Annotated in this window: 8 protein-coding genes; all 8 read left to right on the top strand. The window is 69.8% G+C overall.

Annotated elements, in window-relative coordinates:
* The first annotated feature begins 4 nt into the window (after positions 1-4).
* Positions 5-418, top strand: a complete 414-nt coding sequence (locus AB0I54_RS03745; protein WP_363294220.1) for a DUF6507 family protein — start codon at positions 5-7, stop codon at positions 416-418.
* The gene (locus AB0I54_RS03740) at positions 415-2,745 is read left to right on the top strand and encodes a hypothetical protein (RefSeq protein ID WP_363294219.1); all 2,331 of its coding nucleotides are present in this window, start codon (positions 415-417) and stop codon (positions 2,743-2,745) included. The genes AB0I54_RS03745 and AB0I54_RS03740 overlap by 4 nt, the downstream gene beginning before the upstream one ends.
* A 122-nt stretch (positions 2,746-2,867) precedes the next feature.
* Positions 2,868-3,761: a hypothetical protein gene (locus AB0I54_RS03735; protein WP_363294218.1), complete on the top strand. Its 894-nt coding sequence runs from the start codon at positions 2,868-2,870 to the stop codon at positions 3,759-3,761.
* 216 nt (positions 3,762-3,977) lie between these two features.
* Entirely contained in the window at positions 3,978-4,274 is a 297-nt protein-coding gene (locus tag AB0I54_RS03730) for a hypothetical protein (RefSeq protein ID WP_363294217.1), read from the top strand.
* Positions 4,275-4,287: 13 nt separating this feature from the next.
* Complete coding sequence (eccD, locus tag AB0I54_RS03725) at positions 4,288-5,670, top strand: type VII secretion integral membrane protein EccD (protein ID WP_363294216.1); 1,383 nt, start codon at positions 4,288-4,290, stop codon at positions 5,668-5,670.
* Between the two features lie 31 nt (positions 5,671-5,701).
* Positions 5,702-6,841: a hypothetical protein gene (locus tag AB0I54_RS03720; protein ID WP_363294215.1), complete on the top strand. Its 1,140-nt coding sequence runs from the start codon at positions 5,702-5,704 to the stop codon at positions 6,839-6,841.
* Positions 6,838-10,818: a type VII secretion protein EccCa gene (eccCa, locus tag AB0I54_RS03715; protein WP_363294214.1), complete on the top strand. Its 3,981-nt coding sequence runs from the start codon at positions 6,838-6,840 to the stop codon at positions 10,816-10,818. Before AB0I54_RS03720 ends, eccCa begins: the two co-directional genes overlap by 4 nt.
* Positions 10,815-12,206: a DUF6177 family protein gene (locus AB0I54_RS03710; protein WP_363294213.1), complete on the top strand. Its 1,392-nt coding sequence runs from the start codon at positions 10,815-10,817 to the stop codon at positions 12,204-12,206. The genes eccCa and AB0I54_RS03710 overlap by 4 nt, the downstream gene beginning before the upstream one ends.
* Positions 12,207-12,232: the final 26 nt, after the last annotated feature.

Genomic DNA, 12,232 nt, shown 5'->3' with positions numbered 1-12,232 from the left:
GGATATGAGCGGGTGGGACATCACGCCGTCCGGGGTCGGCTCCGTGATCTCCCATGTCGGAGAAGTCATGAGCGTCCTGAACGACATCGTCGACGCTTACTCCGATGATGTGGAAGGTGCGGCCACCTCGGCCGGGACACTTGCTCCGGGTGGGGCGAGCGGGGAGCACAAGGGGCAGGGCGGGCTGGTCGCCGCCGCACTTGCCGAGTTCGTCGAAGGTACGGCGGACGAGCTGAAGTTCATCGGTGTGCGGGTCGGCAAGTCGGTCAACGGCGCGGTCGAGGCCACCTTGGCCTACCAGGACGGCGACCTGGAGATGGCGGCCGAGGCGCAGCACCGGGCGGGCGGCGTGGTCGAGCCGGACATGCCGGCCGGGTGGAGGTCGGGGTCGGTCGGCTGGAAGGCGGATCGCCCGTGATCAAACCGGAGTCCATTCCGCTGTTCACCGGGAATCTGGGGCAGCTGGAGCATCACGTGCAGGCTCTGCGGCACGAGGCGGACGGCATCCGCCAGGGCGGTGACGCCGCACACCGGCAGTTCCAGGGTCTGTCGGCCTTCTACCAGGCCCCTGAGGCGGAGGAACTGTTCGCCTCCACCGCACCGGCGCGGGATGCCGCCGACACGTTCGCCGACAAGGTCGCAACGGTCGCAGACGCGCTGTCCACCTACGCCGCCGAGGTCGCGCCCATCGCCAAGCGCCTCGAAGCCCTGCACAGCCGGGCAGCCGCCTTCGTCGCGGGGCTGAGGACCGACAGCGGCACGTTCGACGAGAACTGGAACCATGATCCGGACAAGGTCGATGAGCACCATGCCCTGATGCATGAGGTGAACGTCGCGCAGCATGCGTTCGCGGCGGCCGAGATCGCCTGCAGCAACAAGATCACGTCGCTGGTCGGCGGCACCCAGTACGTGATGCACACCGGCGACACCCAGTTCATCCCGCGCGGCGCGGAACTCTACGGCTACAGCGCCGAGATGCTGGACCAGGCCAAGGAACTGCCCTGGGGCACGCCGGAGAGCCAGTCCCACAACTGGTGGGACCCGCACGACTTCAACTACTACTTCAAGAGCTTCGTCTGGGACGGGCTGCTCGTCGACAACGTCTGGGGCACCGTCGACGGCCTGTCCTCCCTGGTCGGCGCCAATGGCTCGCAGGATTTCAAGGACTCCTGGACCGGCCTGGTGCGCGTGGTGGTCGGGGCCGAGACCTACCTCATGGAGTCCGGCGGCCAGAAGCCGACGGGTGTCTTCGCCTCCGACTTCGCCCAGGGCAGCAAGGTGTACGCGAAGGAGTTCGCCAAATCCTTTGTCGCCTGGGACAAGTGGAAGGAAAACCCGGCCCGCGCCTCGGCCACCGTCCTCTTCAACGCCCTCACCCTGGGGGCCGGCCCCCTCAAGGCCGCCTCCGCAGGCCGGGCAGGCACCGCCGCCAAGGCGGCCGCCACAGTGGCGAAGGTCGGAGATGCCATCGACCCGATCAACGCCACGGTCAAGGTCACGGGACACGCCATACCCAAGATCGCCGAGGTCACCGCGAACCTGCGCGGCATGAACAACATCCCCGACGTGCGCGTACCGCACAGCGTGCTGGAACTCTCCGACGGTTCCAAACTCCTCGTCGAGGACGGCAAATTCATTCGGCTCGACAACTCAGACAGGCCCCTCAGCGACATCCCGCCCCGGGAACTGTCCGCCGATGACCGCGGCGCAGGGGCTGTTCCAGCCCGTGATGGTGATCTCGTCGGAGCGGGTGCCGGCTCTCGCACCCCCGAAGCGACAGCCCGGCTCGGCTCGGAGGACGCAGGCGTGCCGCGATCCACCGGGCAGGAGATGGCAGCGGGCGGCGAGGGCGGCACTCCCTCCCCTCACCACCCCGCAGCTTCAGGCCATTCAGCGGGGCGCGGATCCGATTCTGAAGGCGCCCATCACGGGCTTGAATCGGGTGACACCCATACGTCTGGTGGCGGCCACGGGGATACAGGCCACACGGACACGACGGCGGACTGGGGGGAGGCGAGCGATCCTGAAGGTACTCACAGCGACCACGAGTCCGGTGGGAGCCATGGATCAATCGACGCCGGCCCCCTGGAGTTGGGGGGTGAGGCTGAGCGGCGGCTTCGAGAAGGAATCAAGGGTATTCCCAGGAACACCATCAAGCCGAAGGTCGTAGAGAAGATCGTGAGCAGGCTGAGCGAGGACCCCTCTGGACGGGAAATCGCCGATATCATCAGCTCCGGTCACCTCTCGCAGATGCCCGGTTACAAAGACGTGGTGGCCATGCTGGGATCTGGCATACAAAGCCACTTCCCGAGCGCCGTGGATCAGATCCGCCTTGCCGAGCAGTTCCACCAGAGCGGCGTACATGATATAGCGTTCGAAATCAAGAACCCTTCGATCAAGGCGGACATCGACGTAAAGGTAACGGACGACGCCGGCCGCACCTACGGTTACCAGATGAAACGCCTCAACAACCCCAAGAATCCCTTCGATTCGATCACGAAGGCGGATAATCTGGGCCAGTTGTCGAAGTCGGTGGCCGACAACAAGATCATGCTCGTGGATGGGCAGGGCACCATCTCTGAATGGGAGGCTCGAGGGATTTTCGACGAGCTCCTGCAGGTGCATCACGGCGAGCACCCGTTCAAGAGCGAAAAGGGGCGTGGCATCCTGTTCGTGCTGCGACTCGACGACGGAACGGTTGTGATTCCGCCGGGGTCCAAGGTTGATCCGCGAGGTGTTCTTTGATTACGACGACTCCAGTTGGCCTCTGGTCCTGGGAGACGAAGCGGCAGCTTGCCGCGACAGACCTGGTGACATCCTGCCTGCAGGACGCACTCGACTCGTGGCTGGTGCTGCAGTCCGCAGGCGTGGCCGACGGCGCGGCTCGAGCCGACCTCATTGTCAGCGGCGAGGGGGGCTCCGCTCTTCACAGCCTGAAGGGAGTCGGTGTCGAGTCACCCGGAAACCGGAATGGGAGGGAACTACTCGGAACATTGCCCTCCTTGGACCGCCTTGAGGAGGCCAAGGAGGTGACCGTCGACCTCTCGGTGCCTGGCACCTGCCTGCATGGCGGCAAAGCACACCGAGTCGAGAAACTCTTCGTGATCTCGGTCGACGCGTGGGCCAGCGGTGCCGGAACAGTAACCCTCCGCACCTTCTCTGATGCTTGGATGTCCCACGACCTGCGTGGTCACAAGCAGTCTGATGTCCAGGCAGAGAACGCCCCACGGCTCAGCACGGTGCTTTCTGGGCTGACGCGTCTGACTGAAGCGGAAACAATCCCAGGCGATCCAACTCTATATGGCATTCCAACCGATTGTGGATTCGAGGACCTTCCGGACGAAGACTCGGATCTGCTGGACTCTTGGTACATGTTTGAGGTACCGCGCCGGACGGAGGCGCTTCGGGCACACCTTCCGTCGAAGGGGGCGCCGTTGGGTGAGCCGGATCCCGACTCTCGAGTCAGGTTCGCGGAGGTGGGCCTCGGAGGGCGTGTCATCGGCTTCTTGTGGGCGACGATCGATGAACGCGCTTCAGGATACGAACCGTACACACCAGCTGGCGATGCAGCGCTCGACGCCGCCCTTACGTGGCTGGCCCGGCTGAGCGAAGCGAGGGAGCGAGGCGCCACTCCGTCCCAGGCACTGCGGGAACTGTCAGCCTTGCCCAGCGATGATGCCCAATCCGGATTGGTCGTGCCTGGTTCGCTGAGAGAGGCTGCTTCGCTGGAGTACGTGCAGGACCTGTCCGGTCGCGAGTGACTGGAATGCCGACGTCTCCGGATCTCCTGATCGGCACTGGCTGGAACCTCGGGGCAGGCGCGAGCCGGGGGGTGGGGGCATCACGTTCGCCATGCGCGTTGAGGATAAGCAGCACATGCCTCCGGACATCACTGTCCTCTCCTCGCACTTGATGAGTTCCCCACCTGAGCCACACATGACGAAGTCCGTTCCCGTCGAGACAGGTGATCGAAGACCGTGACAGCCCAGGACTACGACAACCAACTCCTCGAGTCGGTGTCCGTCCGCCGCCGTCGGCTGCGCGACGCTCTGCTCTTCGGTGCAAAGCGGCAGCGGCGGTCACTGGACGAACGGGTCGGGAAGACGTTCGCCGGGGTGGTGATCGCAGCGGTGCTGTGTGCCGGATGCGTGGGGTGGTCTTTCGTGTCGCACCGGGTCATCGGGAAAAGCCCGTACGGCACTTCCGTGTCGCCGTCGTCCCAACCGTCCGTGACGCCGTCGTCTTCGGCCTCCGATGCCTCTTCTACCCGGTGATAGGTTCGAACACGTGATAGCCACGGGGTCCTCGAGTCGTTCCACGACCGGTAGTCGTACGGCACTCAGCCGCGTCACCCTGGTCGGCGAACGGCGCCGGGTCGACCTCGTACTGCCCTCGCGGGAACCGGTCGCGATTCTGCTGCCGGAGATCATGCGACTGCTGGACGACCAGGTGGGGGCGCGGCCGCAGTTGCGGCACCTCGTGACCGCGGACGGCTCGGCGCTGGCGCACGACGGCACGCTGGAGTCCGCCGGGGTTTCCGACGGGGCCGTGCTGCGGCTGGTGCGCGCGGAGGACGCACCGTCGGCTCCCGTCGTGCACGACGTCACCGATGAGGTCGCCGACGATCTCGACGTGCGGGTGTGGCGGTGGCGGCCTGCGGTGCGTCGGCCGGTCGCCGGACTGAGCACCGTGTTCTGGGCGCTGGCCGCCGGTGTGCTGGCCCGGGGCGGGTTCGCTCTGTCGGCGGTTGCCGGGGGGCTGGTGGCCGTGGCGGGCGCGTGCGCCATCGCCGGCGTGCTGTGCGCTCGGGTGCGGCAGCGCGGGTTGGCCGCCACGCTGATCGTCACGGCGGGTGCGCTGGGCGCGTTGGGGGCCTGGACGGCAGCGGATGCCTTCGGCTGGTCCGGCGCGGCTCGGCTGGCGGGCGTCGTGGCCGCCGCGGTTGTCGGACTGGTGCTTGCCGGGTGGTGCACTCCGCTCGGGCGTGGGGCACTGATCGGGGCTGGGGCGCTCGGCGGGTTTCTTGTGCTGTGGGAGGCCGTGGTCGCCCTGCAGGACGGTGCGGGGAACGGCGTAGCACAGGCTCGGGTCGGTGCGCTGCTGGCCGTCACCTCGCTCGTCCTGCTGGGGGTGTTGCCGCGGCTGGCGTTGATGGCGTCGGGGCTGACCGGGTTGGACGACCGCCGTACGGGCGGGGTGTCGGTGAGCCGGTACGACGTCACCACCGCGCTCGCGGCCACGCACCGTGGGCTGGCGCTCGCGACGATCGTGCTCGCCGGCTCCGCGGCCGCGGCCGGTGTGCTTGTACTGCACTCGGTGTCCGTGTGGACGGTGCTGTCGGGCGCGGCTGTCGCGGTGGTGCTGGCGCTGCGGGCACGCGCCTTTCCGCTCACCGCCGAGGTCGTGGCGCTGCTGCTCGCCGCGGCGGTCGTCACCGTGCGACTGGTCGTGGTGTGGCTCGGGCATGCCGCTGCCTTGGGTCCCGTTGCTGTGCTCGCGCTGCTGGCGGTCGTGCCTCTCGTCGTGCTGGCCGTGGAGCCGGCCGAGCATGTGCGGGTGCGGCTGCGGCGTGTCGGCGACGTTCTGGAGTCCGTCGCCGTGATCGCGCTGTTCCCGCTGGTCATCGGCGTGTTCGGGGTGTACGGGCGGCTGCTGGGCACCTTCGCGTAAGCACGCGGAGGCCAAGGACGTGGGGATCACCATGGCTCAGGGAGGGGACTGGCAGCAGGACGTGTTGCGCGAGCTGGCCGACGGTGCCCAGGACGGCACGCCGTTGCCTTCGCGTCCGGCTGCGTCCGAAGCGATACCAGGTGGGACCGCTGAAGCGATACCAGGTGGGGCCGCGCCGGACGAGGCCCCCGAATCGATTCCCGCCGCCCCTCCGGTACCCCGGCAGTCCCACGATCCCCGCGTCGCCGCTCCGGCCCCCGAGTCCGTGCCCACGGTCGACCCACGGCTCGCCATCGCGTTGGGCCGCCCGCAGCACGGCGACTCGGTCGCGCGCCGCACCGGCCGGTCGCTGCGCAGGCTCGCCGCGTCGGCCGGGCAGGAGGTCGCCGAGCAGACGCGCCTCGCGCAGGAAGTGCAGCTACCGGTCACCACCGGCCGCGTCGTCGCGGTGACGTCGATCCGCGGCGGCGTAGGCAAATCCACGGTATCCGCGCTGCTGGGCCGCACCTTCAACCACTACCGCCACGACCCGGTCCTCACCCTGGAAGCGGACACCGCCCTGGGCACCCTGCCGGTGCGGATGGGCGCGGAGTCGGTTCGCTGGTCGTGCGGCGACCTGGCCCGGATCCTCACGCCCGCCATGCAACTCACAGACATCACCGGCTACTTGGTTCCGGTGTCCGACGGCGGATGGCTGCTGCCCGCCGGACAGGGCCGCGTGGGCGCCCCGCTGGACGTGCGCACGTACCGTACGGTGACGCTCGCCCTGCGCCGGTACTTCGCGGTGACCGTGGTGGACTGCGAGACCCTGCCCGGCGACGTGGCTCGTACGGCGATGGACACCGCCCACGCCCGCGTGGTGGTCGCGCCGATGACCGCCGAGGGTGTGAACGGCACCCGCCAGGTCCTCGACTGGCTGGCCCAGTTGCCGCACTCCGCCCTGGCGTCGACCGTGGTCGCCCTCAGCGCCAACTCGCCCGACACCACGCTCGATCCGAAGGCCGCGGCCGCGCACCTGCGCGAACCCGGCGTGCCCGTGGTGCTGCTCCCCTATGACCGCCACCTCGCCCAAGGAGGCACCATTCACACCGCGATGCTGGGCAAGGACACCCGCACTGCGGCCGTCCGCCTGGCCGCCGAGGCGATGCACCGGGCAGTGAGGGTGCGATGACTCGGCAACTGGTCCATCGTCCGGCCCGCAGCACCCGCCCTCTCGCGCCCGCACCGCCCCGCACCATCGAGGCTCCCCCGAACCTCCCCGAAGGAAAGGTCGGCAACGCGGCCACCGCGCTGCTGCCGATGGCGGGTGTCATCAGCTCCGTCGTGATGATGACCATCATCCGCAACACCCAGTTCGCCGCGCTGGGCGCGCTCGTGCTGGTCGTTGCCCTGCTGGGGGCGGTGGCGCTGTTCCTGTCACAGCGGGGCAAGGCCCAGCGCACCCGGCGCGTCCAGCGCGAGCGGTACCTGGAGTATCTGGAGCAGCTGCGCGAGGAGCTGGGCCGCGCCGAACGGGAGCACCGGCGCCTGGCCCGGCGCCTCGATCCGCCGCCGGAGGCGCTGTACGACATCGTGCGCGACCCTGCCCGGCTGTGGGAGCGCCGCCGTCAGGACGCCGACTTCCTGCGGGTGCGGGCGGGCACCGGCGACATCCCCCTGCAGGAGCTGGCCGTCGGCCAGAACAGCACCGGCGGTGTCCTGACCCCGCCGGATCCCTTCATGCTCAACGAGGCCCGTTCCCTGCAGGGCCGATTCGGCACGGCCTCGGACTTCCCGCTCACGGTGCCGCTGGACCGTGCCGGGAACGTCAGCGTCGTGGGCGATCGGGAGGGAGTTCTGCGTGTCGCCCGGGCGCTGCTGCTGCAGACGGCCGTGACGCACGCGCCGGACGACGTGGCCCTCGCCCTCGCCACCGTCGAGGAGTCCACGTGGGAGTGGGTCAAGTGGCTGCCGCACATCCTCGACCCGCAGTCCTACGAGGGCCGGGTCGCCGCCCGCCGGATCGCGCCCGACCTGGCTCGGCTGGCTCGGCTGTGCGCGTCGGACCTGCGGCAGCGCGCCGCGTACGCCGCCGAGGTGCGGCGGGGGCTGGCCGGCCCGGACGCGCTGCGACTGACCGCCAGGCTCCTGGTCGTCAGCGACACGTACGGCGAGACCGCGGCCGAACTCCCGCGCCCGGACTCGGCCGTCGGCCTGCCGGAGACCGGCGTGACCGTGCTGCACCTCCTGGAGCAGCAGGTGCACGAACCCGACGAGGTGAGCGTGCGCATCACCGTCGACAGTGACCGGATCACCGTCGAAGACCTGCGCACACCCGGCACCCTCGCAGCGCACGGCACGTCCGACGCCGTGACCGGCCCCGGGGCCGAGGGCATCGCCCGCATGCTGGCCCCGCTGCGCCTGTCCGCCGAGTCGGCCGCCGAAGGGGCCCCGGTCTCCGGGCCGGTGGATTTCCCCACTCTGCTCGGCATCGACGCCCCCGCCGCCCTCGACCTCGCCCGGCTGTGGGCCCCGCGCGGCGATCGCGACTTCCTGCGCGTGCCCATCGGCCTGACCGACCGGCATGAGCCCGCGCTGCTGGACCTGAAGGAGTCCTCACAGCTCGGGATGGGCCCGCACGGGCTCTGCGTGGGGGCTACCGGCTCCGGCAAGAGCGAACTGCTGCGCACCCTCGTCCTCGCGCTCGCCACCACCCACTCCCCCGAGGACCTCGCCCTGGTCCTGGTCGACTACAAGGGCGGCGCCACCTTCGCCCCGTTCGCCCAACTCCCCCACGTCGCCGGGGTGATCACCAACCTGGAGAACCAGGCAGGCCTCGTCGAACGCGTCCACACCAGCCTCACCGGCGAGGTCAAACGCCGTCAGCAGGTCCTGAAGGACGCGGGGAATGTCGCCGACATCGGCCACTACACCCACCTGCGCGCCACCGAACGCCCTGATCTGGAGCCCCTGCCGCACCTGTTCGTCGTCATCGACGAGTTCGGCGAACTGATCTCCGCCAAACCGGACTTCATCGACCTGTTCCTGTCCATCGGACGCATCGGCCGCTCCATCGGCGTCCATCTGCTGCTGTCCAGCCAGCGCATCGAGGGCGGCAAGCTGAAGGGCCTGGACACCTACCTCTCCTACCGTCTCGGCCTGCGGACCTTCTCCGCCGACGAGTCCCGCACCGTCCTCGACACCACCGACGCCTTCCATCTGCCGCCACTGCCCGGCTTCGGCTACCTCAAGGTCGACACCTCCACCTACGAGCGTTTCAAGGCAGGTTACGTCTCCGGCGCCTACCACGGCCCGACCCTGCACGAGCAGGCGGACGACGCACCGCTGGCCTGGCCCTACCCGACGTACACCACGCCCCAGGAGGAGACAGAGACGCGAGAGGTAGCCGCAGCCACCCGGCGCGAGAGTGGCCCGACCGTCCTGTCCGTCATGGTCGACCAGCTCGCCACGGCAGCACCACCGGTACGGCGCATCTGGCTGCCCCCGCTGCCGGACGCCGTCACCCTGGACACGGCGGCCGGTCCGCTGCGGGCCGGTCCCGAAGGCCTGCGCCTCACGCACGGCGACGGCCTCATGCGGGTCCCGCTGGGCGTCCTCGACGACCCGGCCCGGCAGTGGCAGCAGCCCTGGCTGCTGGACCTCACCGTCGCCGGTGGTCACGTCGCGGTCATCGGCGGCCCGCAGTCCGGCAAGACCACCCTGCTGCGCACGCTCACCCTCGCCCTGGCCCTCACCCACACGCCGTACGACGTCGCCGTATACGGCCTCGACCTGGTCGGCGGGGGCCTGTCCGCCCTGTCCGGGCTCCCGCACGTCGGCGACATCGCCACACGCGCCGACCACGAGCGGGCCGCCCGCACCGTCGCCGAGATGCGCACGATGCTGGCCGAGCGCGAGGAACTCTTCCGCGAGCTGGGCATCGACTCCGTCGACCAACTGCGCCACCTCAGAGCCAAGAAACAGCTGCCCCAGCTCGCCGCCACCGACATCGTCCTGCTCATCGACGGATTCGGCACCCTGCGCGATGAGTTCGCCGACCTCGACGACACGGTCGCCGACCTCCTCAAACGCGGCGGCGGCTACGGCATCCACGTCGTGGCCGGCATGCTCCGCTGGAACGACGTGCGCATCGCCTCCCAGTCCATGTTCGGCACACGCATCGAGCTGCGCCTGAACGACCCGGCGGACTCGTCGATCGACCGCAAGCTCTCCGAGACCCTCGCCCCCGACGTGTCCGGCCGAGCACTGACCGACGGCAAACTGTTCGCGCAGGTGGCGGTGCCCCGCATCGACAGCCGTGCGGCCACGGACGAGCTGGGTCCGACCCTCGAACGTACCGCCCGCACCATCCGCGCCTCCTGGCACGGCGAACTCGCCCCGCCCGTACGGGTACTGCCCACCCGGCTGCCCGCCGCCCATCTCCCCTCCCCCACCGCCGAAGCGACAAAGATCCCCCTCGGCGTCGACCAGGACGCCCTCGCACCGGTCCTGCTCGACCTGTTCGGCGCCGACCAGCACCTACTGGTCCTCGGCGACAACGAGTGCGGCAAGACCAACCTGCTCAATCTGATCGCAACCCAGCTCGTCGAGCGCCACACGGACAAAGAACTCGTCTTCGGCGTCTTCGACCCGCGCCGCGGCCTGCGTGGCGTCATCCCCGAGCCGTACCGCGGCGGCTACGCCCACAACGCCAAACTCGCCGCCGCCCTGTCCACCGGCATCGCCACCGAGCTGGACAAACGCCTGCCCGAAACCGCCGACCCGGACAGCACCGGAACCGAGCCCTCCTTCCAAGGCCCCCGCATCGTCATCCTCATCGACGACTACGACATCCTCACCACGGCCGGACAGCAGCCGCTCACGCCTTTCCTGCCGTACATCTCCTCCGCCCAGGACATCGGCCTGCACTTCGTCATCGCCCGCCGCACCGCCGGAGCCTCCCGCGCCCTGTACGACCCGCTGCTGACCACCCTGCGCGAGACGGGCACGGCGGCCCTGGTCATGACCGGCGACCGCACCGAAGGGCAGCTCTTCCCCGGTCTGTACGCCGGCAGGCAACCGCCCGGCCGCGGCACCCTCGTCCGCCGCGGACGCCCCCACCAGCTCATCCAGACCGCTCTGACCGCAGAAGAGGCCCCGCAAGAGTGACCAAGGACGTCATCGCCCTCACCCCGAAGATGCCGGACCTGAACACGCTCCTGGCCGGCCTTTACGCCGGGGGCCCGGACCTCGGTGTGAACACCACGGCCGACGGCGCCGTCGTACAACTCTGCGCCCCCGACGGCCGCCCCCTGGTCTCCGTGGAGGCGCCGATCCTGGTCCAGGTTCCCGGCGAGGCCACCCGCCTGCTGGGCTGCGCCGCCCCGGACGGGCCCGTGTGGTGGACCGAGGCCCGCGCCTCCACCGCGGTCGCCGAGGCCGGACGGCTCGCGGGCTCCTTCGCCGGACGACTGGCCACCGTCCTCGGCGGCACGGTCTGGCCGCCGGAAGCCGCCTCCACCGACGTCGTCCCCCTCACCACCGACGTCTCCGCCGTCCCGGTCCCCGCCACCGCCGCTCCCGCCGTGGACGTCCTGACCACCTCCACGGCCGTGGTCATCCAGGACCGCCCCCTGGTCCCCCTGACCAGCTGGCTCACCGACGCCCTGCGCACCGCGACCACCGCCGACCGCGCACTGCAGATCGTCACCCCGTCCACCACACGCCTCACCCTCCCCACCCGCACCGCCCTGCACGGCCTGCCCAACCGCTGGGTCGTCCAGCACCCCGAACACGGCTACTACGACGGTCTGTCCGGCGCCGTACTCCACTGGAAGAACGGCACCTTCACCCCCGTAGGCGACGAGAACGGCACCGCCCAGCCGGCCGAGGCATTCAAAGCCGTCGAGGACTCGGGAGAGCGCCAACTCCTGCTCGCCCTGCGCACCCGCCACCCCGCCGACGCAGACCTCGTCCTCGGCCGCGCCCTGGAAACCGCCTTCCAACACCTCACCGACGCCCCGCCGGCCGGCTGGAGCACTGCCGAGCTCCCCTGGTCGACGAGGGAGTTGACCGACCTCGCCCGCGCCCGCGCACCGCAGCCCACCTGGCTGACCGCCGTCGGCCACCCCGACCGCCCCGCACTTGCCACCATGCGCATCCTGAGGACCCCGGCAGGAGTCGAGGAGGACATCACCCTCGCCCTCGGCTACGGCGAGGACGAATCCCCACCCCTGGACGCGATCGAGCCACTCGCCGCAGCCCTCTCCGGCGAGCACGGCCTCGCCACCCTGCTCACCTCACTCCGCACAGCCCGCCGCGACCTCACGGTTCCTCCACACCTCGAAGCGCCGCCCATCCCCGTCGCGCTCACTCTCGGCCAGGACGAGATCAGGAGCATTGGCCGCAGCCGAGCCGAACACCCGCCGCTCGGCCCCACTCCCACCCGACTCGGCCAGACGGCCGAACCCGCCCTCCATTACCCGCTCGGAGACGGAAACGACTCCCAGAGCTGGATCACGTTCCAACACCTCACTCAGCACCTGAAGCGGGTATGACCGGCTCTGGGCTCCGCACTCGACGA

The organism is Streptomyces sp. NPDC050625, from assembly GCF_040654755.1.
Taxonomy (GTDB): Bacteria; Actinomycetota; Actinomycetes; order Streptomycetales; family Streptomycetaceae; genus Streptomyces.
The sequence above is the reverse complement of the archived record's forward strand: the minus strand, read 5'-3'. Positions and strand labels throughout refer to the sequence as shown.

Coding starts and splice junctions, on each gene's coding strand:
- AB0I54_RS03720 (WP_363294215.1), top strand. CDS start 5,702: ATGGCTCAGGGAGGGGACTGGCAGCAGGACGTGTTGCGCGAGCTGGCC.
- eccCa (WP_363294214.1), top strand. CDS start 6,838: ATGACTCGGCAACTGGTCCATCGTCCGGCCCGCAGCACCCGCCCTCTC.
- AB0I54_RS03745 (WP_363294220.1), top strand. CDS start 5: ATGAGCGGGTGGGACATCACGCCGTCCGGGGTCGGCTCCGTGATCTCC.